The sequence below is a fragment of the Pseudomonas qingdaonensis genome (genome assembly GCF_018398475.1).
Lineage (GTDB): Bacteria > Pseudomonadota > Gammaproteobacteria > Pseudomonadales > Pseudomonadaceae > Aquipseudomonas > Aquipseudomonas palmensis.
Window position 1 is genome coordinate 5145455 of the sequence record NZ_CP074676.1, and the last position, 20782, is coordinate 5166236.

General features: G+C 64.7%; 21 protein-coding genes. 12 read left to right on the forward strand and 9 right to left on the reverse strand.

All coding sequences use genetic code 11. The annotated features are described in order from the left end of the window. Positions 1 to 9: 9 nt before the first annotated feature. Positions 10 to 1290: a glutamate-1-semialdehyde 2,1-aminomutase gene (hemL, locus tag KH389_RS23515; protein ID WP_054916347.1), complete on the forward strand. Its 1281-nt coding sequence runs from the start codon at positions 10 to 12 to the stop codon at positions 1288 to 1290. 224 nt (positions 1291 to 1514) lie between these two features. Then, positions 1515 to 2063 (forward strand): tetratricopeptide repeat protein, encoded by a 549-nt coding sequence (locus KH389_RS23520; RefSeq protein WP_043863885.1) that lies wholly within the window; start codon positions 1515 to 1517, stop codon positions 2061 to 2063. An 8-nt stretch (positions 2064 to 2071) separates the two neighbouring features. Here KH389_RS23520 and KH389_RS23525 read toward each other — a convergent pair whose 3' ends face one another. Next, positions 2072 to 2398, reverse strand: a complete 327-nt coding sequence (locus tag KH389_RS23525) for a DUF1820 family protein (RefSeq protein WP_043863886.1) — start codon at positions 2396 to 2398, stop codon at positions 2072 to 2074. 129 nt (positions 2399 to 2527) lie between these two features. Between KH389_RS23525 and miaB the strand changes: the two genes are divergently transcribed. From miaB to lnt, 5 genes are all read left to right on the forward strand, one after another. Further along, positions 2528 to 3856 carry a tRNA (N6-isopentenyl adenosine(37)-C2)-methylthiotransferase MiaB gene (gene miaB, locus KH389_RS23530; protein WP_043863887.1) on the forward strand — a complete coding sequence of 443 codons (1329 nt, stop codon included), beginning with the start codon at positions 2528 to 2530 and terminating at the stop codon, positions 3854 to 3856. A 122-nt stretch (positions 3857 to 3978) separates the two neighbouring features. Further along, positions 3979 to 4980: a PhoH family protein gene (locus tag KH389_RS23535; protein ID WP_043863888.1), complete on the forward strand. Its 1002-nt coding sequence runs from the start codon at positions 3979 to 3981 to the stop codon at positions 4978 to 4980. Continuing rightward, entirely contained in the window at positions 4973 to 5467 is a 495-nt protein-coding gene (gene ybeY / locus KH389_RS23540) for an rRNA maturation RNase YbeY (protein ID WP_043863889.1), read from the forward strand. Before KH389_RS23535 ends, ybeY begins: the two co-directional genes overlap by 8 nt. Before the next feature lie 5 nt (positions 5468 to 5472). Continuing rightward, positions 5473 to 6312: an HlyC/CorC family transporter gene (locus KH389_RS23545; RefSeq protein ID WP_043863890.1), complete on the forward strand. Its 840-nt coding sequence runs from the start codon at positions 5473 to 5475 to the stop codon at positions 6310 to 6312. A gap of 8 nt (positions 6313 to 6320) precedes the next feature. Then, on the forward strand, positions 6321 to 7838 hold the full coding sequence (lnt, locus tag KH389_RS23550; RefSeq protein ID WP_043863891.1) for an apolipoprotein N-acyltransferase: 1518 nt from the start codon (positions 6321 to 6323) through the stop codon (positions 7836 to 7838). Here lnt and KH389_RS23555 read toward each other — a convergent pair. Further along, entirely contained in the window at positions 7835 to 8596 is a 762-nt protein-coding gene (locus tag KH389_RS23555) for a YdcF family protein (protein ID WP_058540592.1), read from the reverse strand. The two genes, lnt and KH389_RS23555, sit on opposite strands and share 4 nt — an antisense overlap. Before the next feature lie 134 nt (positions 8597 to 8730). Further along, entirely contained in the window at positions 8731 to 9048 is a 318-nt protein-coding gene (locus KH389_RS23560; RefSeq protein ID WP_043863893.1) for a hypothetical protein, read from the reverse strand. Positions 9049 to 9285: 237 nt separating this feature from the next. On the opposite strand from KH389_RS23560, the gene leuS reads away from it, so the two are divergent. From leuS to KH389_RS23585, 5 genes are all read left to right on the forward strand, one after another. After that, a complete protein-coding gene (gene leuS, locus KH389_RS23565) occupies positions 9286 to 11892 on the forward strand; it encodes a leucine--tRNA ligase (protein ID WP_054916346.1) in 2607 nt (868 codons plus the stop codon). Between the two features lie 58 nt (positions 11893 to 11950). Continuing rightward, entirely contained in the window at positions 11951 to 12556 is a 606-nt protein-coding gene (locus tag KH389_RS23570) for an LPS-assembly lipoprotein LptE (RefSeq protein WP_054916345.1), read from the forward strand. Positions 12557 to 12595: 39 nt separating this feature from the next. Beyond that, positions 12596 to 13633: a DNA polymerase III subunit delta gene (gene holA, locus KH389_RS23575; protein WP_043863896.1), complete on the forward strand. Its 1038-nt coding sequence runs from the start codon at positions 12596 to 12598 to the stop codon at positions 13631 to 13633. A gap of 137 nt (positions 13634 to 13770) precedes the next feature. Next, positions 13771 to 13935 (forward strand): alternative ribosome rescue factor ArfA, encoded by a 165-nt coding sequence (gene arfA / locus KH389_RS23580; protein WP_054916343.1) that lies wholly within the window; start codon positions 13771 to 13773, stop codon positions 13933 to 13935. Positions 13936 to 13996: 61 nt separating this feature from the next. Then, entirely contained in the window at positions 13997 to 15313 is a 1317-nt protein-coding gene (locus KH389_RS23585) for a lytic murein transglycosylase (protein ID WP_043863897.1), read from the forward strand. Positions 15314 to 15449: 136 nt separating this feature from the next. Here KH389_RS23585 and lipA read toward each other — a convergent pair whose 3' ends face one another. The 6 genes from lipA to mltB form a co-directional block, all read right to left on the reverse strand. Then, a complete protein-coding gene (gene lipA, locus KH389_RS23590; RefSeq protein ID WP_043863898.1) occupies positions 15450 to 16472 on the reverse strand; it encodes a lipoyl synthase in 1023 nt (340 codons plus the stop codon). A gap of 2 nt (positions 16473 to 16474) precedes the next feature. Further along, positions 16475 to 17122 carry a lipoyl(octanoyl) transferase LipB gene (gene lipB / locus KH389_RS23595; RefSeq protein WP_043863899.1) on the reverse strand — a complete coding sequence of 216 codons (648 nt, stop codon included), beginning with the start codon at positions 17120 to 17122 and terminating at the stop codon, positions 16475 to 16477. After that, entirely contained in the window at positions 17122 to 17397 is a 276-nt protein-coding gene (locus KH389_RS23600) for a DUF493 domain-containing protein (protein WP_043863900.1), read from the reverse strand. The genes lipB and KH389_RS23600 overlap by 1 nt, the downstream gene beginning before the upstream one ends. 76 nt (positions 17398 to 17473) lie before the next feature. Further along, positions 17474 to 18634, reverse strand: coding sequence for a D-alanyl-D-alanine carboxypeptidase family protein (locus KH389_RS23605; RefSeq protein ID WP_043863901.1), 1161 nt, complete (start codon positions 18632 to 18634; stop codon positions 17474 to 17476). A gap of 135 nt (positions 18635 to 18769) precedes the next feature. After that, entirely contained in the window at positions 18770 to 19771 is a 1002-nt protein-coding gene (locus KH389_RS23610; protein WP_043863902.1) for a septal ring lytic transglycosylase RlpA family protein, read from the reverse strand. Next, the gene (mltB, locus tag KH389_RS23615) at positions 19771 to 20781 is read right to left on the reverse strand and encodes a lytic murein transglycosylase B (RefSeq protein ID WP_043863903.1); all 1011 of its coding nucleotides are present in this window, start codon (positions 20779 to 20781) and stop codon (positions 19771 to 19773) included. Before mltB ends, KH389_RS23610 begins: the two co-directional genes overlap by 1 nt. Position 20782: the final 1 nt, after the last annotated feature.

Consider the following 20782-nt stretch of genomic DNA (forward strand, 5'->3'; position numbering starts at 1 on the left):
GAGCCCGACATGTCTCGTTCCGAAACCCTGTTTGCCAATGCCCAGAAGCACATCCCCGGTGGCGTGAACTCGCCCGTGCGTGCGTTCAAGAGCGTGGGCGGCACGCCGCTGTTCTTCAAGCACGCCGAAGGCGCCTATGTCACTGACGAAGACGACAAGCGCTATGTCGACTACGTCGGCTCGTGGGGCCCGATGATCCTCGGCCACAGCCACCCGGACGTGCTGGAGTCGGTGCGCAAGCAACTGGCCCACGGCCTGTCCTATGGCGCCCCGACCGCGATGGAAACCGAGATGGCCGACCTGGTCTGCTCGATCGTGCCGTCGATGGAAATGGTGCGCATGGTCAGCTCCGGCACCGAAGCGACCATGAGCGCAATCCGCCTGGCCCGTGGCTTCACCGGTCGCGACAGCATCATCAAGTTCGAAGGCTGCTACCACGGCCACTCCGACAGCCTGCTGGTCAAGGCCGGCTCCGGCCTGCTGACCCAGGGCGTACCAAGCTCGGCCGGTGTGCCGGCGGCGTTCGCCAAGCACACCCTGACCCTGCCGTTCAACGATATCGACGCGGTAGCGAAGATGCTCGGTGAAGTCGGCCAGGACGTGGCGTGCATCATCGTCGAGCCGGTGGCCGGCAACATGAACTGCGTGCCACCGGCGCCGGGCTTCCTCGAAGGCCTGCGCAGCCTGTGCGACCAGCACGGCGTGGTGCTGATCTTCGACGAAGTGATGACCGGCTTCCGCGTGGCCCTGGGCGGCGCCCAGGCGCACTACGGGGTGACCCCGGACCTGTCGACCTTCGGCAAGATCGTCGGTGGCGGCATGCCGGTGGGCTGCTTCGGCGGCAAGCGCCACATCATGGAGCAGATCGCGCCGCTGGGCCCGGTGTACCAGGCCGGCACCCTGTCGGGCAACCCGCTGGCCATGGCCGCGGGCCTGACCACCCTCAAGCTGATCAGCCGTCCGGGCTTCCATGACGAGCTGAGCGCCTTCACCAGCCGCCTGCTCGATGGCCTGCAGCAGCGCGCCGATGCAGCCAGCGTGCCGTTCGTCACCACCCAGGCCGGTGGCATGTTCGGCCTGTACTTCAGCGGCGCCGACGACATCGTCACCTTCGACGACGTGATGGCCAGCGATGCCGAGCGCTTCAAGCGCTTCTTCCACCTGATGCTCGAAGGCGGCGTGTATCTGGCACCGAGCGCATTCGAAGCCGGCTTCACCTCCATCGCCCATGGCGAGACCGAGCTGAAGATCACCCTGGATGCTGCCGAGCGGGCCTTCGCCAAGCTGTGAAACCGCTTCGCCGGCCAGGCCGGCCCCTGCAGGTTGCATGCAATCTCATGCAAACTGCAGGGGCCGGCCTGGCCGGCAAAGACGCCAGAACAGCCACCGCAAGCCTCCCCGCCTTCCTCCCTCGGCAGAAAATCGAGTAAAGACTTTGTAAGGTGGGCGCTGCTTATCCCATAATGTGCCACCAGACACATTGGCCGCAGCTTTGCAGAGGTAAGTCGATCACCATGAACCGCGCCGGCCGCGCCCTCGCACTGGGCTGCCTGTTGCTACTTCAGCCCCTGCTGGCCACCGCAGGCGGTAACTCGTTGCTGATCCCGGCAGCAGGCCGCTGCACCCTCAATACGCCTGCCGACGAACTGCAACAGGCCCTGGCCAGCTGCCAGCAGGCCGCGCAGTCCGGCGACGCACAGGCGCAGTACGAGCTGGGCGAGTTCTATTACGACGGCAAGAACGCCCCGCAAGACCTGAACAAGGCACTCAACTATTTCGAGCAGGCCTCGCTGCAAGGCCACGCCGAAGCGCAATATCGCCTGGGCAGCATGTTCTTTCGCGGCGAAGGCGTCGCCGCCAACAACGTGCAGGCCTATATCGTGCTGAAGATGGCCGCGGTGAACGGCGCCGAAGACGCGCTGGACATGGCCGACGAAGTGTCGGCAAAAATGCAGCGCGACGAACTGGAGATGGCCACACAGGTGCTCGGTCAGATCTTTCGCAAGTACCTGCTGGAGCTGCAGACCGTCGACGGTCGCACGCCCTTCGCACCCCTTCCGTAACGCAGCCGTTACTTCTCGGGCATCGGCATCGGGAACGGCATCACGTTGCTGACGCCACGGGCTTCACTGACCTTCGGCGTGCCCAGGCGCTCGACCTCGTCGATGCGCACGATCGAATGCATGGGCACGAAGCTGCGCACCACACCCTCGAACTGAGCCTTGAGCTTCTCCTCGCTCGGGTCGACCACGACCTGAGTGCGCTCGCCGAACACGAATTCCTCGATCTCCAGAAAACCCCACAGGTCACTCTGGTAGATCTGTTTGGCGTACATCTCGAACACCTGGCCCTGGTTGAGAAAGATGACTTTGTAGATGGGAGCTTCGCGTTTGGTCATTGGGGGCTGGAACAGTCACAGGGGGAAATAAGCCGCAAACTATAACATAGCCGCCCGAACGACAGCGCTAGGAACCCTCGACCACGCGCCCTATAATGCGCGGTTCTTTGAATCACCTGATGATCACGCATGGCCAAGAAGCTCTATATCGAAACCCATGGCTGCCAGATGAACGAGTATGACAGCTCGCGCATGGTCGACCTGCTGGGTGAACATCAAGCGCTGGAGGTGACCGAGCGGGCCGAAGACGCCGACGTCATCCTGCTCAACACCTGCTCGATCCGCGAACGGGCCCAGGACCGCGTCTACTCCCAGCTCGGCCGCTGGCGCGAGCTCAAGGACGCCAAGCCCGACATGGTGATCGCCGTGGGCGGTTGCGTGGCCAGCCAGGAAGGTGATTCGATCCGCAAGCGCGCGCCCTATGTCGACGTGGTGTTCGGCCCGCAGACCCTGCACCGCCTGCCCGAGATGATCGACGCGGCGCGCACCACGCGCCTGCCGCAAGTCGACGTGTCGTTCCCCGAGATCGAGAAGTTCGACCACCTGCCCGAACCGCGTATCGACGGCCCCACTGCCTACGTGTCGGTGATGGAAGGCTGCAGCAAGTACTGCACCTTCTGCGTGGTGCCCTATACCCGCGGCGAAGAGGTCAGCCGCCCGTTCGACGACGTGCTGGCCGAGATCATCCACCTGGCCGAGAACGGCGTGCGTGAAGTCACCCTGCTGGGCCAGAACGTCAACGGCTACCGGGGCCAGACCCACGACGGTCGCGTGGCCGATCTCGCCGAGCTGATCCGGGTGGTGGCGGCCGTCGACGGCATCGACCGCATCCGCTACACCACCTCGCACCCGCTGGAGTTCTCCGACAGCCTGATCCAGGCGCACGCCGAGGTGCCGGAGCTGGTCAAGCACCTGCACCTGCCGGTGCAGTCGGGCTCGGACCGCGTGCTGGCGGCGATGAAGCGCGGGCACACGGTGCTGGAGTACAAGTCCAAGCTGCGCAAGCTCAAGGCGGCGGTACCGGGCATCTGCATCAGTTCCGACTTCATCATCGGCTTCCCCGGCGAAACCGAGAAAGACTTCGAGAACACCATGAAGCTGGTGGCCGAGGTCGGCTTCGACTTCTCCTACTCGTTCATCTACAGCCCGCGTCCGGGCACCCCGGCCTCCGACCTGCCGGACGACACCCCCGAGGCGCTGAAGAAGGAACGCCTGGCTGCACTGCAGCACCGCCTGGACCACCAGGGCTTCGAGATCAGCCGACAGATGGTCGGCACCCTGCAGCGCATCCTGGTAACCGACTATTCGCGACGCGACCCGGGGCAGTTGCAGGGGCGCACGGAGAATAACCGTATCGTCAACTTCCGCTGCGACAACCCCACGCTGATCGGCCAGTTCGTCGACATCCATATCGACGATGCACGACCACATTCGCTGTTCGGTTCGCTGGTGCAATAAGGGCCTGCGCCGGGCCCGACGAGCGGCCCGGCGACCCTTGATCGTTTCAGCGCTTTCACCGTAGCGCGGGTGGGGTTATCCTTGAATTCATCCAAATTGCCGTAGGGCGGCTAAAAACGACCTTGAACGCACCCATAGAACCTCATCGCTTCATCCTCGAGCCCTTCGAGGCTCATCGCTTCGCCAACCTGTGCGGGCAGTTCGACGAGCACCTGCGCCTGATCGAACAGCGCCTGGCCATCGAGATCCGCAACCGCGGCAATCAGTTCGAACTGATCGGCGAACCCAAACTGACCTCCTCTGCCGAGCAGCTGCTGCGCCGTCTCTACCGCGAGACCAAGGCCACCGAGCTGTCCCCGGAAATGGTCCACCTGTTCCTGCAGGAATCGGCCGTTGAAGCGCTGGAGAACCCGGCGGTCAACGAAGTCAGCGTTTCGCTGCGCACGCGCAAGGGCATGATTCGCCCACGCGGGCTCAACCAGCAGCGCTACGTGAAGGAAATCCTCGGCAACGACATCAACTTCGGTATCGGCCCTGCCGGTACCGGCAAGACCTACCTGGCCGTGGCCTGCGCGGTCGACGCGCTGGAGCGTGAACAGGTGCGTCGCATCCTGCTGGTACGCCCGGCAGTCGAGGCCGGCGAGAAGCTCGGCTTCCTGCCCGGCGACCTGGCCCAGAAGATCGACCCGTACCTGCGCCCGCTGTACGACGCCCTGTACGAGATGCTCGGCTTCGAACACGTGGCCAAACTGATCGAACGCCAGGTGATCGAGATCGCCCCGCTGGCCTACATGCGCGGCCGCACCCTGAACAACAGCTTCATCATCCTCGACGAGAGCCAGAACACCACCGTCGAGCAGATGAAGATGTTCCTCACCCGTATCGGCTTCGGTTCCACTGCCGTGATCACCGGTGACATCACCCAGGTCGACCTGCCGCGCGGCACCAAGTCGGGCCTGGCCCACGTCATCAGCGTGCTCAAGGACGTGCCGGGCATCAGCTTCACCCATTTCCAGCCCAAGGACGTCGTGCGCCACCCGTTGGTCCAGCGCATCGTCGAAGCCTACGAGCGCTTCGAGAATGCACAGGCGGGCCCGACCGAAGGCAAACCGCACGATGCTTGAGCTCGATCTGCAACTGGCCACCCAGGCAAGCGCCCCGAGTGAAGAACAGTTCCGCCAATGGTGCGCCCTGGCCCTGCGCCAGCGCAGTGCCGATTCTGAACTGACCATCCGCCTGGTCGACGAAGCCGAAGGCCGCGAGCTGAACCACACCTGGCGGCACAAGGACTACGCCACCAACGTGCTGTCCTTCCCGGCCGATGTGCCCGACGACCTGCTCGACATCCCGCTGCTGGGCGACCTGGTGATCTGCGTGGCGGTGGTGGAGCGCGAGGCCGCCGAACAGGGCAAGGCCCTCGAAGCCCACTGGGCCCACCTGGTCATCCACGGTTGCCTGCACCTGCTGGGCTACGACCACATCGACGACGATGAGGCCGAGGAAATGGAAGCACTGGAACGAACGTTGCTTGCCGAACTGGGTCACCCCGACCCGTACGCCGACGACGAACACGACGCACCCCACACTGATATCTGCAAGGATCACGAGTAACCGCCATGAGCGAAGATCGATCGAGCAACGGGCAAAAGTCCTGGCTGGGCAAACTGACCCAGGCTTTTGCCCATGAGCCGAAAAACCGCCAGGAGCTCCTCGAGCTGCTGCGCGAAGCGCACCAGAACAAGCTGCTCGACAGCGAGGCCCTGACCATCGTCGAAGGTGCGATCCAGGTCGCCGACCTGCAGGTGCGCGACATCATGGTGCCGCGCTCGCAGATGATCAGCATCAAGGCGTCGCAGACCCCGCGCGAGTTCCTGCCGGCAGTGATCGACGCCGCGCATTCGCGCTACCCGGTGGTCGGCGAGAGCCACGACGACGTGCTTGGCGTATTGCTGGCCAAGGACCTGTTGCCACTGATCCTCAAGGAGAACGGAGACAGCTTCAACATCAAGGACCTGCTGCGCCCGGCCACCTTCGTGCCCGAGTCCAAGCGCCTGAACGTGCTGCTGCGCGAGTTTCGCGCCAACCACAACCACATGGCCATCGTCATCGACGAATACGGCGGCGTGGCGGGCCTGGTAACCATCGAGGACGTGCTGGAGCAGATCGTCGGCGACATCGAGGACGAGCATGACGTCGAGGAAGACAGCTACATCAAGCCGCTGCCCAGCGGCGACTTCCTGATCAAGGCCCTGACGCCGATCGAGAACTTCAATGCGTTCTTCGACAGCGAGTTCTCCGACGACGAGTTCGACACCGTCGGCGGCCTGGTCATGAGCGCCTTCGGCCACCTGCCCAAGCGCAACGAAACCACCGAGATCGGCCCGTACCGCTTTCGCATCCTCAATGCCGACAGCCGCCGGATTCACCTGCTGCGCCTGACCCCCATCACCCGTTAAGGACAACCATGCGCTGGATCACCCGCCCCGGCTGGCCCGGTAACCTGCTGGCCGTGGCGGCCGGCGCCCTCACCCCGCTGAGCCTGGCCCCGTTCGACATCTGGTCGCTGTCGCTGCTGTCGCTGGCGCTGTTCTACCTCGGCCTGCGCGAGCTGAGCCCGCGCCAGGCGCTGTGGCGCGGCTGGTGCTACGGCTTCGGCCTGTTCGGTGCCGGCACCTGGTGGATCTACGTCAGTATCCACGACTACGGCGGCGCCTCGGCGCTGCTGGCCGGCGGCCTGATGCTGCTGTTCTTCGCCGCCATCGCGTGGTTTTTCGCCCTGCCGGCCTGGCTGTGGGCGCGCTGGCTGCGCCGCCCTGAAGCACCGCTGGCCGACGCGCTGTGCTTTGCCGCCCTGTGGGTGGGCCAGGAGGCGTTCCGCGGCTGGTTTCTCACCGGTTTCCCGTGGCTCTATGCCGGCTACAGTCAGCTGGACGGTCCGCTGGCGGGCCTGGCCCCGCTGGGCGGCATGTGGCTGGTGTCCTTCACCCTGGCCCTGACCGCCGCCCTGCTGTGCAACCTGCATCGCCTGCGCGAGCGCAAGGGCTTCATGGCCATCGGCGCGCTGCTGCTGTTCGCCCCGTGGATCATCGGCCTGGCGCTCAAGGGCCATGCCTGGACCGTACCTTCGGGCGAGCCGCTGAAGGTCGCGGCAATCCAGGGCAACATCGAGCAGGAACTGAAGTGGGACCCCGAGCAGCTCAACCGGCAACTGGCGCTGTACCGCGACATGAGCTTCAGTTCCCGGCCCGTGGACCTGATCGTGTGGCCCGAAACCGCAGTGCCGGTGCTCAAGGAGCAAGCCCAGGGCTACCTGGACATGATGGGCAGCTTCGCCACTGACCGGCATTCGGCGCTGATCACGGGTGTGCCGGTACGTGAGGTGGTGCACCAGCAGCGGCGCTACTACAACGGCATCACCGTGGTCGGCGAGGGTGACGGCACCTACCTCAAGCAGAAGCTGGTGCCCTTTGGCGAGTACGTGCCCCTGCAGGACATGCTGCGTGGCCTGATCGCCTTCTTCGACCTGCCGATGTCGGACTTCGCCCGCGGCCCCGAAGACCAGGCCATGCTGCAGGCCAAGGGCTACCACCTGGCGCCGATGATCTGCTACGAAGTGGTCTACCCGGAACTGGCCGCCAGCCTTGCCGCCAAGAGCGACATCCTGCTGACCATCAGCAATGACACCTGGTTCGGCAAGTCGATCGGCCCCATCCAGCACCTGCAGATGGCGCAGATGCGCGCGCTGGAAGCCGGGCGCTGGATGATCCGCGCCACCAACAACGGCGTCACCGGCCTGATCGACCCGTTCGGCAAGATCACCGCGCAGATTCCGCAGTTCGAACGCGGCATCCTCTACGGTGAAGTGGTGCCGATGCAGAAACTCACGCCCTACCTGCACTGGCGCTCCTGGCCGCTGACCCTCCTGTGCCTGGGCCTGTTCGGCTGGGCCCTGCTGGCCAGCCGCATTGCCAAGACGGTCTAGTAGAACAGGCGATAACCCAGCAGGCCGACTGCTTCGTTGAGCAGTTGGCCGCTCTGCCACATGGCGCGGCTCTCGGGCATCCAGCCGCCGAACGGGCGTGCATAGGCATGCCCCAGATAGCCAACCGGCGCCGCCACCACGTCGAACCCCGCCTGTTCGAAACTCCACACCGCACGCGGCATGTGCCAGGCCTGGGTGACCACCACCACACGCTTCACGCCCTGCGGCAACAGCAGCGCGGCGCTCATCTGGGCGTTCTCCCAGGTGGTACGGCTCTGCTCTTCGAGCCAGCGTACCGGCACGTCGAAATCGCGCTGCAACGAATCGGCCATCAATCGCGCCTCGCTCGGCGGCGTACCGTAGTGCAGCCCACCGCTGGTCAACAGCGGCAGGCCGCTGGCCTTGGCCAGTTGCGCCGCGTAGCGCATACGCTCCAGTGCCACGCCGGTGGGCTGGTCGGCCCCACCCCAGGCCGGATCACCGCGCTCGCGCCCGGCGCCCAGCACCACGATCGCGTCGGCCTGCCCGGCCAGCGCCTGCCACTGCTGCGGCGCAAGCGGCGGCACACGCTCCAGCTGGCGCGCCGCGAACTCCACCACCACCGGCAGGCTCATAAGCCACAGCCCGCCCAGGCCGGCGATGAAACACAACAGCGAGGTACGCGGCCAGGACCGGCGCAGCCACCACGCTGCAAGCAGCAGCAACAGCAGCACGCCGGGCGGCAGGATCAGTTGTTTGATGAAATAGCGAAATGGCATCAGGCACCTCCATGGATGCCCAAGGCTACAGACAAACGGCGCCTGGCAACAATGCCGCCAGGCGCCGATCAATGGGAATCATGGTGCCAGTGGCGCACTCCGCCTGCGCCTGATTGTGCCCGGCAACTGCCTATCTATTTGCAGTGCAGCTTTCCGGGCTTTGCCGTGTGGGTGGAACGCGCCGCCTGCTTGAGCCAGACGACCTTGGCCCTGGACGGCGGCTGCGCTTGCTGCATCGCTTCGGCACGACCCGGCGCACCCTCCGGCAACGACGCCAGATAGGCCCTGATCACGTCGAATTCGGCGCGGCTCAGGCCACGCAGTTCCAGTTCGGCAGGCATTTCATCACGCAATCGAGCGGCCGTACGGGCGACATCCAGGGCAAGCCCCAGGCGATCGAGCAACCGCTCGTAAATCTCCGGCTTCAGTGGTTCCAGCTGCGACTCTCCCATCCGTTCACCTCATTGAAGATAAGATTCATCTCCCCCCACACGTCAGCTTAGCGGCACTCCCAAAACCAGCCCGTTGCCGCGACCAACGGAACGCCAGCCGATCCGGTGCAATCAGGGTTTCCCACGATGGACGGGGGTCATGTATGCTACGGCGTTCACTCTTGACACCGGATTGCCGGGCACAACGGTTTTGAACCAGCCTGGATAAGGTCTCCCATTTCTCAGCGCAAAGTAGCCATGCACGAACTCTATCAGCCCCGCGAAATCGAAGCCGCCGCCCAGTCTTACTGGAACGAGCACCACTCTTTTGACGTCAGTGAACAGCCAGGCAAGGACACCTACTACTGCCTGTCGATGTTCCCTTACCCAAGCGGCAAGCTACACATGGGGCACGTGCGCAACTACACCATCGGCGACGTGATCGCGCGCTACCAGCGCATGCTCGGCAAGAACGTCCTGCAGCCAATGGGCTGGGACGCCTTCGGCATGCCGGCGGAAAACGCCGCGATGAAGAACAACGTGGCACCGGCCAAGTGGACCTACGAAAACATCGATTACATGAAGACCCAGCTCAAGAGCCTGGGCCTGGCGATCGACTGGACCCGCGAGATCACCACCTGCAAGCCGGACTACTACCGCTGGGAGCAGTGGCTGTTCACCCGCCTGTTCGAAAAGGGCGTGATTTACCGCAAGAACGGCACCGTGAACTGGGACCCGGCCGACCAGACCGTACTGGCCAACGAGCAGGTCATCGACGGCCGTGGCTGGCGTTCCGGCGCGCTGATCGAAAAGCGCGAAATCCCGATGTACTACTTCAAGATCACCGCCTACGCCGACGAGCTGCTGGAAAGCCTCGACGAGCTGCCGGGCTGGCCTGAACAGGTCAAGACCATGCAGCGCAACTGGATCGGCAAGTCGCGCGGCATGGAAGTGCAGTTCCCCTACGACCAGGCCAGCATCGGCGAAGCGGGCACGCTGAAAGTCTTCACCACCCGCCCCGACACCCTGATGGGCGCCACCTACGTGGCAGTGGCCGCAGAGCACCCGCTGGCGACCCTCGCAGCCAAGGGCAACCCTGAGCTGCAGGCGTTCATAGACGAGTGCAAGAGCGGCAGCGTTGCCGAAGCCGACGTCGCCACCCAGGAGAAGAAGGGCCTGGCCACTTCGCTGCTGGTCGAGCACCCGCTGACCGGCGAGAAGCTCCCGGTGTGGGTCGCCAACTACGTGCTGATGCACTACGGCGACGGCGCAGTCATGGCCGTACCGGCCCACGACGAACGCGACTTCGAGTTCGCCACCAAGTACAAGCTGCCGATCAAGACCGTGGTGCGCACCAGTGCCGGCGATCAAGTGGGCAGCGAATGGCAGGCCGCCTACAACGAGCACGGCCAGCTGATCAACTCCGGCGCGTTCGACGGCCTGGACTTCCCCGGCGCCTTCGATGCCATCGAAGCCGCCCTGATCACCAAGGGCCTGGGCCAATCCCGCACCCAGTTCCGCCTGCGCGACTGGGGCATCAGCCGCCAGCGCTACTGGGGCTGCCCGATCCCGATCATCCATTGCGACGCCTGTGGCGACGTACCGGTGCCGGAAGACCAACTGCCGGTCATCCTGCCGGAGAACGTGGTTCCGGACGGCGCCGGCTCGCCGCTGGCGCGCCTGCCTGAATTCTACGAATGCAGCTGCCCGAAATGCGGCCAGCCGGCCAAGCGCGAAACCGACACCATGGACACCTTCGTCGAGTCGTCCTGGTACTTCGCCCGTTATGCCTCGCCCAACTACGACCAGGGCCTGGTCGACCCTAAGGCGGCCAACCACTGGCTGCCGGTCGATCAATACATCGGCGGTATCGAGCACGCGATCCTGCACCTGCTGTACGCGCGCTTCTTCCACAAGCTGATGCGCGACGAAGGGCTGGTCACCTCCAACGAGCCGTTCAAGAACCTGCTGACCCAGGGCATGGTCGTGGCCGACACCTACTACCGTGTCGCCAGCAATGGCGGCCAGGACTGGTTCAACCCGGCCGACGTCGAAGTCGAGCTGGATGCCAAGGGCAAGGCCATCAGTGCGCGCCTGAAGACCGACGGCCTGCCGGTGATCATCGGCGGCACCGAGAAGATGTCCAAGTCCAAGAACAACGGCGTCGACCCACAATCGATGATCGAAGCCTACGGTGCCGACACCTGCCGCCTGTTCATGATGTTCGCTTCGCCGCCCGACATGAGCCTGGAGTGGTCCGACTCCGGCGTCGAGGGTGCCAACCGCTTCCTGCGCCGCGTCTGGCGCCTGGCCCAGGCCCACGTCGGCCAGGGCCTGCCGGGCAAGCTGGAGCTGGGCAACCTGAACGACGCACAGAAGCTGGTACGCCGTGCCACCCATTCGGCGATCCGCCAGGCCAGCATCGACGTGGGCCAGCACAACAAGTTCAACACCGCCATCGCCCAGGTGATGACCCTGATGAACGTGCTGGAAAAGGCCTCGCAAGCCACCGACCTGGACCGTGCACTGATCCAGGAAGGCCTGGAGACCGTGGCCCTGATACTGGCGCCGATCACCCCGCACATCAGCCACGAGCTGTGGCAGCGCCTGGGCCACACCCAGGCCATCATCGATGCCGGCTGGCCGGCGGTCGACGAAAGCGCGCTGGTGCAGGACACCCTCGAACTGGTCATCCAGGTCAACGGCAAGCTGCGCGGGCACATCGAAATGCCGGCCGGTGCCAGCCGTGAAGAAATCGAGGCCGCCGCGCGCAGCAACGAGAACGTGCTGCGTTTCACCGAAGGCCTGAGCATCCGCAAGGTCATCGTGGTACCTGGCAAGCTGGTCAATATCGTCGCCAACTGAGAGCAACGGGCGCCTTGATGGCGCCCGCACCGCCTACAAGGTTCAAGGGAGCAACAAGATGATCAAACGCAATCTGCTGGTGATGGGCCTGGCGGTCCTGCTCAGCGCCTGCGGTTTCCAGCTGCGCGGCACTGGTGTCACCGAGCTGAGCCTCAAGGAAATCGACCTGAGCGCGCGCAACGCCTATGGCGAAACCGTGACCCAGCTGCGCCAGGTACTGCAAACCAGCGGCGTCAACGTGCACACAGGTGCGCCGTACAAGCTGATCCTGACCAACGAACAGGAAAACCAGCGCGCAGCCAGCTATGCCGGCGCTGGCCGTTCGGTGGAGTACGAGCTGACCACCGAGCTTAGCTACGAAATCAAGGGCCTGGACAACCTGAGCCTGCTGAACGACAAGATCGAAGTGCAGAAGGTCTACGTGCACGACAGCAACAACCTGACCGGTTCCGATCAGGAAGCCGGCCAGATCCGTGACGAGATTCGTCGCGAGCTGGTACAGCGCATGGTGCTGCGCCTGCAGCAACTGACCCCCGAGCAGCTCGATAGCCTGCAACAGCAGGCCGATGAGCGGGCCAAGGCCGAAGCCCAGGCGCTTGAAGCTGCACGCCGTGCCCAAGATGCAACCCCCCAGCAATCGCCGCTGGAACTGCCGGCCAACTGAGCCTGAACGGGGCGCTTCGGCGCCCCGTCTATCTGTCCTATGAAGCTCACACCTGCCCAACTGCCCAAACACCTGCAAGGCAACCTCGCACCGGTCTACGTGATCAGTGGCGACGACCCGTTGCTGTGCCAGGAAGCCGCCGATGCGGTGCGCCTGGCGGCTCGCCAGCAAGGGTTCGACGAACGCCAGGTGTTCAGCGCCGACGCCAACTTCGACTGGGGCACCCTGCTGCAGGCCGGTGCCAGCCTGTCGCTGTTCGCGCAAAAGCGTGTGCTGGAGCTGCGCCTGCCATCGGGCAAGCCCGGCGACAAGGGCGCGGCGGCACTGATCGAATACTGTGCGCGCCCGGCCGACGACACCCTGCTGCTGATCAGCCTGCCCAAGCTTGATGGCAGCGCGCAGAAGACCAAGTGGGGCAAGGCCCTGATCGAAGGCCAGCAGGTGCAGTTCGTGCAGATCTGGCCGGTCGACACCCAGCAGCTGCCGCAATGGATCAACCAGCGCCTGGCCCAGGCCGGGCTCTCGGCCCAGCGTGATGCGGTGGAGCTGATCGCCGCACGGGTCGAAGGCAACCTGCTGGCCGCAGCGCAGGAGATCGAAAAGCTCAAACTGCTGGCCGATGGCAACACGATCACCGTGGAAACCGTGCAGGCAGCAGTGGCCGACAGTGCACGTTTCGACGTGTTTGGCCTGGTCGATGCGATCCTCAACGGCGAGGCCGCGCATGCGCTGCGCATGCTCGAGGGGCTGCGCGGCGAAGGGGTCGAGCCACCGGTGATCCTCTGGGCACTGGCGCGCGAGCTGCGTGTACTGGCCGGCCTGGCCCAGCAGTTCGCCCAGGGCGTGCCGCTGGACAAGGCGTTCAGCCAGGCTCGCCCGCCAGTGTGGGACAAGCGCAAGCCCTTGATGAGCAAGGCTCTGCAGCGTTACTCGGCGCAACGCTGGGCGCAGCTGCTGCAGGATGCCCAGCGCATCGATGCGCAGATAAAGGGCCAGGCCCAGGGCTCGCCCTGGGTGAGCCTGTCGCGGCTGTCGCTGTTGATGGCGGGTCAGCGGCTGGCATTGCCTGCCGAGTAACCCCCCTGACGGTCAGCACCGGCGAAGCTTCTGGGGGCCGCTGCGCAGCCCATCGCCGGCAATGCCGGCTCTGCCCTTGCCTGCAAGGGGTTCAGCGCCTATATTGCGCCCACACCCATCTGAGCAGGACCTCTGCCATGAGCAAAAAGCCCGCAAAGCACCGGCCCAACAAGGCCAAATCGATCATCGCCCAGCCCTTGTTCCGCAGCCGTCAGGAACCCGCCGGCAAAGGCAAAGGCAGCTACCGCCGCGAAGCCTTCCAATCGAGAGATTGGGAGGCTTCTCACTTTTTGGCCGCATGAAAGCAAGAAACCCACAGGCATGATATGGTCGTCACCTGACCTGAAATACCTGGACCCATGCATGCCCTTATGCCCCTCCCGTCGCCGGCAACTTCGCCAGCTGACCGCAGCTTCCAGCCTTATCCTGCTCGTCGCCTGTGCCGAGCAACCTACCGTCGCCGACACCCTGCCCCTGGCTCCCGCGCAACCTGCCCCGGTGGTCACCCTGCCCACCCCGAACACCGACGCCAGCCCGGAAATCCAGCCCCTGCAGACCTTTGCCCAATGGCAAGCCGGCTTTCGTCAGCAGGCCCTGCAGGCCGGCATCACCCCGGCCACCTTCGACCGCGCGTTCATCGGCATCACCCCCGACATGGACGTGATCAAGGCCGACCGCAGCCAACCCGAATTCACCCGGCCGGTGTGGGAATACCTCGAGGGCGCGCTGTCGCCCCTGCGCGTTCGCAACGGCAAGAAGCTGCTCGACCAGCATGCCGTTCTGCTCAGCCAGCTGGAGCAACGCTATGGCGTGGACCGCAGCGTACTGGTGTCGGTATGGGGCATGGAGAGCAACTTCGGCCAGTTCCAGGGCAGCAAGTCGGTGATCCGCTCCCTGGCCACCCTGGCCTATGAAGGACGCCGCCCGGCATTTGCCCAGGCGCAGCTGATCGCGGCCCTGCAGATCCTGCAGAACGGCGATATCCAGCCCGAGGCCATGCTGGGTTCGTGGGCCGGCGCAATGGGCCAGACCCAGTTCATCCCGACCACCTACAACACCCACGCCGTGGACTTCGACGGCGACGGTCGCCGCGACATCTGGAAGAGCTCGGCCGATGCGCTGGCCTCCACCGCGCACTACCTGCAAAGCTCCGGCTGGAAACGTGGCGAGCCCTGGGGCTTCGAAGTCCAGGTGCCAGGCAGCTTCGACTACTGGCTGGCCGATGGCAGCCTGCGCAAGAGCGTAGCCGAGTGGCAGCAACTGGGTGTGACCCTGCCAGCCGGTGCCCGTGCCCCGGCCGGTACCGAACAGCTCTCGGCCGCCCTGCTGCTGCCGGCGGGCGCCCGTGGCCCGGCATTCCTGGTGCTGGACAACTTCCGCGCGATCCTCAAGTACAACAACTCGTCGTCCTATGCGCTGGCCGTAAGCCTGCTGGCGGAACGCTTCGACAACTCGGGCTTCATTCGCGGGTCGTGGCCCAAGGATGACCTGCCGCTGAGCCGCAGCGAGCGGATCGAGCTGCAGCAACTGCTCAGCGCCAATAATTATGACGCGGGCACCGCAGACGGGATCATCGGCGCCAACACGCGCAAGGCCATCCGCAGTGCGCAGCAGGCGCAGGGCTGGCCGGCCGATGGCTACCCGACGCACAAGCTGCTGGAAAGCCTGCGCAAGCGCTGACAGCGCGACGGCAAGGCCGGCTCCCACAGCCTGTAGGAGCCGGCCTTGCCGGCGAAGAAGCCAGTGAAGCCATCAACAAAAAGGCCCCCGTACCATCGCTGGTACGGGGGCCTTTTTTCAGCCAGTCACACGCCGGTCACAGCTTGATCTTGGCCTCGTGCGCCTGTTGGTCGGCATGGTACGACGAACGCACCAGCGGGCCCGAGGCGACGTTCTTGAAGCCCATCTTGTAGCCTTCCTCGGCGAACCAGGCGAAGGTGTCCGGGTGCACGAAACGCTGCACCGGCAAGTGGCTGCGCGATGGCTGCAGGTACTGGCCCAGGGTCAGCATGTCGATGTTGTGCTCGCGCATGCGATGCATCACCTCGATCACTTCCTCGTCGGTCTCGCCCAGGCCCAGCATCAGGCCGGACTTGGTCGGTACGTGCGGCACCAGCTCCTTGAACTTCTGCAGCAGGGTTAGCGACCACTGGTAGTCCGAACCCGGACGCGCGGCCTTGTACAGGCGCGGCACGGTTTCCAGGTTGTGGTTGAACACATCCGGCGGCTCTTGGGCCGTGATCGCCAGTGCCACGTCCATGCGTCCGCGGTAGTCCGGCACCAGGGTTTCCAGCTGCACGCCCGGCGACAGCTTGCGGATCTCGCGCAGGCAGTCGGCAAAGTGCTGGGCACCGCCGTCACGCAGGTCGTCGCGGTCCACCGAGGTGATCACCACGTACTTCAGGCGCAGGTCGGCGATGGCCACGGCCAGGTTCATCGGCTCGTCGACATCCAGCGCTTTGGGCCGGCCGTGGCCGACGTCGCAGAACGGGCAGCGACGGGTGCAGATGTCACCCATGATCATGAAGGTGGCGGTGCCACCCGAGAAGCACTCGCCCAGGTTCGGGCAGGAAGCCTCTTCGCAAACGCTGTGCAGCTTGTGCTTGCGCAGCAGCTGCTTGATGCGGTCGACTTCCGGCGACACCGGGATGCGCACGCGGATCCAGTCAGGTTTTTTCGGCAGTTCCTCGGTCGGGATGATCTTGACCGGGATACGTGCAACCTTTTCGGCGCCACGCAGCTTGACGCCAGCTTCGACCTTGGGCCGTGGGGCCGGGCGCGCGCTGACGTCCTGAGTGGGAATAAGGGTTTGCTGCGGTTCTTGCACAACAGTATTCATATTCAGTCGATTCCGCCCGCAAGGGTCGTCTGCTCAGCATAGTCGAGGTGCTTGACCAGCTGCCCGCGCAGCCTTGCCCTTACCTCGGTGAGTTCGATCGGGCCTGCCTGATCGCGCAGCTGGGTCATGGCCAGCCCCGCATACCCGCAGGGGTTAATCCGGCGGAATGGCGCAAGGTCCATGTCCACGTTCAAGGCAAGGCCATGGAAAGAACAGCCATTGCGAATGCGCAAGCCGAGGGAGGCGATCTTCGCCCCGTCGACGTAGACGCCAGGCGCGTCGGGCTTGGCCGCCGCCTCGACGCCATAACTGCCCAGCAGCTCGATCAGGCAGCGCTCCATGCGGCTGACCAGGTCACGCACGCCAAAGCCCAGGCGGCGTACATCGAGCAACAGGTAGGCCACCAGCTGACCCGGCCCATGGTAGGTCACCTGGCCACCGCGGTCGGTCTGCACCACCGGGATATCTCCCGGCAGCAGCAGGTGCTCGGCCTTGCCGGCCTGGCCCTGGGTGAACACCGGCGGGTGTTCAACCAGCCACACTTCATCGGCCGTGCCCGGGCCACGCTGGTCGGTGAACCGACGCATGGCCTCGAGCACGGCCGTGTAAGGCAGCAGGCCGAGGTCGCGAAAGCCGAGGCTGGCCGACATCAGAGCACCATTTTCACGATTCCGGTCGCGCGCAGGGCACTGTTGATGTTCTGCAACTGGTCTTCACTGGTGGCAATGATGTGCAGCTGCACCGTGGTGTACTTGCCTTCCTTGCTCTGGCGCTCGGCCAGGGTCTTGAGGTCGACCTCGGCGTATTTCTTGAGAATCTCGATCACCGTGTCCCTGAAATGGACCACGGTGTCGCCGATTATCTTGATCGGGTAATCGGCGCAGGGGAATTCGATCTTGTGCGACTTGACGTCTGGTTCGGTCATGGCAGTAACGGCCTCGTAAGCCGTGGCAACAACAATGCCCCCGCGTGAGTGTGCGGGGGCATGGCAGGTCACGATATCAGTTGAACAGCCCGTAGAAGAATAGCCGAATGCTATCCCACGCACGACGCAGGAAACCACCTTCCTCCACGTCGTCCAGCGCGATCAGGTCGGCGCTGTGTACCACATTGTCATCCAGTTTGACTTCCACTTTACCGATCACGTCACCTTTGGCGATGGGCGCGGTCAGCTGCGGGTTCATGGTCATGCTTGCAGCCAGCTTCTTCAATTGGCCTTTAGGCAAAGTCATGCTCAGGTCTTCGGCAAGACCTGCCTTGACCTGGGCTGTCTTGCCCTTCCACACCGGCGCCTGGGCCAGTTCGGTGCCCTTCTGGTAGAAGGTCTGGGTCTCGAAGAAGCGGAAACCGTAGGTCAGCAGCTTCTGGGTTTCGGCAGCGCGCGATTGCTCGCTGTTGGTACCGAACACCACGGCGATCAGGCGCATGCCGTCACGTACTGCCGAGGACACCATGCAGTAGCCCGCCTCGTCGGTGTGGCCGGTCTTCAGGCCGTCGACGGTCTTGTCGCGCCACAGCAGCAGGTTGCGGTTGGGCTGCTTGATGTTGTTCCAGAAGAATTCCTTCTGCGAGTAGATCGCGTAGTGCGCCGGATCCTCGTGGATGATCGCCCGTGCCAGCACCGCCATGTCGTGCGCCGAGGAGTAGTGCTCGGGGTTCGGCAGGCCGGTGGGGTTCATGAAGTGGCTGTTGCTCATGCCCAGGTCGGTGGCAGTCTTGTTCATCATGTCGGCGAAGGCGTCCTCACTGCCGGCAATGTGCTCGGCCAGGGCGACGCTGGCGTCGTTGCCCGACTGGATGATGATGCCGTGCAGCAGGTCGCTGACGCTGACCTGGGTGCCGACCTTGATGAACATGCGCGAACCGCCGGTACGCCAGGCGTTTTCGCTGACGGTGACCGGATCGTTCTCGCCGATCTGCCCGCGACGGATGTCCAGGGTGGCGATGTAGGCGGTCATCAGCTTGGTCAGGCTCGCCGGAGGCAGGCGCTGGTCGCCATTGTTCTCGACCAGGATGTTGCCGCTGGAGGCTTCCATGAGCACGTAGGACTTGGCTGCCAGTTGCGGCGGCGACGGCATCATCTGCTCTGCCGCGAAAGCGGCAGGAGCGATCATCAGCGGTACAAGCAGGCAAAGGCGTTTGGCAAAGCTGGTTATGTTCATCCGTCTCTCGAAATGGCTATTGGGCTCATGCCCTCGCGGGCAAAACGTATTCCAGGCGCTGGGCCTGGCGAGCAAAACGGCCATTGTACATGGCTGCTCTGCCCGACTGCATGACAAACCGATCAGTCCCCCCGATCAGTCTGCCGTGACGACTTTGGGTTGCCCCAGGTTGGCCAGGCGCACGCTGTCCTGCATCTGCTGGGCCTCGCCCTGGCTGTTGATCGGCCCCAGGCGCACGCGGTGCAGGGTCTGCTGGTTGCGCACGATGGAACTGATGAACACCGGCGCGCTGACCATGCCGCTGAGCTTGGAGCGCAGCAGTTCGGCCGCATCCGGGTTGGCGAACGCGCCGACCTGCAAGTAAAGACCATTGCTGGCCGGCCCGCTGCCGTTGTTGGCAACCTGCACCGGCACCACGGCCGCCGCGTGCTGCTGCGGCGGCGGGGTCCATTGCTCGACGGTGCCGGTACTGGCCGGCAGCGGCTGGGTCTGGGCCACCTGGGGCTGGTTGAGCACCATCGGCGCCTGCTGACCGCGCTGGGCCCACCATTGCTGCGGGTCGATGCCCTCGACGCGCACCCGGGCGGTACCGGTTTCGGCGTAGCCGAGCTTCTTCGCCGCGGCGTAGGACAGGTCGATGATGCGGTCCGAATAGAATGGGCCACGGTCGTTGACCCGCAGGATCACGCTGCGCTGGTTGTCCAGGTTGGTCACCTTGACGTAGGCCGGCAGTGGCAGGGTCTTGTGCGCCGCACTCATGCCGTACAGGTCATACACCTCGCCATTGGCGGTGTTCTGCCCGTGGAACTTGGTGCCGTACCACGACGCCGTGCCCTCGGCGCGGTAGTTGCGCGAGTCCTGGATCGGGAAGTAGGTCTTGCCCAGCACCGTGTAGGGGTTGGCCTTGTAGTTGCCGGTGTGCACCGTTGGGGTGGCGTCGGGGATCTTCGAGACATCCACGTCCCACCACGGCGCGCCGTCCTTGTGGGCCCGGTTGATGTCCAGGCCCGGCTTGGCGCGAACCACGTTGCTGCCACCTTGCGGCGTCGGGCGGCTGGAGGAGCAGCTGACCAGCAACAGGCCCAGGGCCGCGCAACCGATCAGTTTGAGAGATGTGTCAGTAAACAGTACGCGCATTACCTGGCGCCCCTTGCCTGGACCAGCTGATCCGAGAGTTGATGTACCGCCATGGCGTACATCACGCTGCGGTTGTAGCGAGTGATCGCGTAGAAATTCTTCAGGCCCAGCCAGTATTCCGGGCCGTTGTCGCCTTCGAGCCGGAAGGCGGTGACCGGCAGATCATCGCGCAGCGCATCATGACTCGACCAGCCCAGTGCCCGCAACTGCGCGACGGTCTTGACCGCCTCGATACCCGGGCTCAGGCCCTCGTCGACACGTTCGCCACGCACCTGGGCGCGGCTGACCACGCCCTCGCCGGCCACCCAGCCATGGCGCTTGAAGTAGCTGGCCACGCTGCCGATGGCATCGTCCGGGTTGGTCCAGATGTTGATGTGGCCGTCGCCGTCGAAGTCCACGGCATAGGCGCGAAAGCTGCTGGGCATGAACTGCGGCAGGCCCATGGCGCCGGCGTACGAGCCCTTGAGGGTCAGCGGGTCGACCTGTTCTTCGCGGGCCAGCAGCAGGAACTCGCGCAGCTCCTTGCGGAAGAACTCGGCCCGCGGCGGGTAATCGAAGCCCAGGGTCGACAGCGCGTCGATCACCCGGTAATTGCCGGTGTTGCGGCCAAAGAAGGTCTCCACGCCGATGATCGCCACGATCACCTGGGCAGGCACGCCGTATTCCTTTTCGGCGCGCGCCAGGGTGGCCTCGTGCTGGCGCCAGAAGTCCACACCGCGGGCGATACGCGCGTCGGTGATGAACATCGGCCGGTATTCCTTCCACGGCTTGACCCGCTCGGCCGGGCGCGAGATCGCATCCAGGATCGACTGCTTGCGCTGCGCCTCGCGAAACACCGCCATCAGTTGCTCGCCGGCAAAGCCGTAGTCGCGGGTCATCTCGCCGACGAACTCGGCCACCTGGGGCGAGCCGTCATAATCGGCGGCACTCGCCTGCTGACCTGGGGCCAGCAGCCCCAACAGCCCGACCCAGGGGGCACAGCGAGCCACCCAGCCACGCATTGCTTGCATT